This window comes from Maritimimonas sp. 2210JD6-3, from assembly GCF_056591795.1.
Genome location: NZ_JBWQOJ010000119.1, coordinates 1 through 278, shown reverse-complemented (window position 1 = coordinate 278; position 278 = coordinate 1). Strand labels below are relative to the sequence as shown.

1 protein-coding gene is annotated in these 278 nt (G+C 40.6%); it reads right to left on the bottom strand.

The features are described from left to right. The coding region (locus tag AC1EUY_RS16210; RefSeq protein WP_480196594.1) for a hypothetical protein at positions 1-278 on the bottom strand (278 nt) is incomplete at both ends.

Below are 278 nucleotides of genomic sequence, written 5' to 3'. Positions count from 1 at the left end.
CGTTAAATCATAAATCTCATCTGATTCTACAAGAACATCATCAATCGTAGCCACCGTAACTGTAAAACTTGTAACACCTGCTGGTACTGTAATCGTGCCTGAAACAGCATCATACGTAACACCATTACTAAATACTGGTGGTAAGGTATAGTCCCCACCACTCGTAGTATTGTCTGCTAATACAAACGGATACGTCTCATCTGAAGTAGATTCTACAACGCCAACGGTATGAACTAAGTCTGCACCCTCAACTTCACTCTCTGAACTTACTGAAGTAA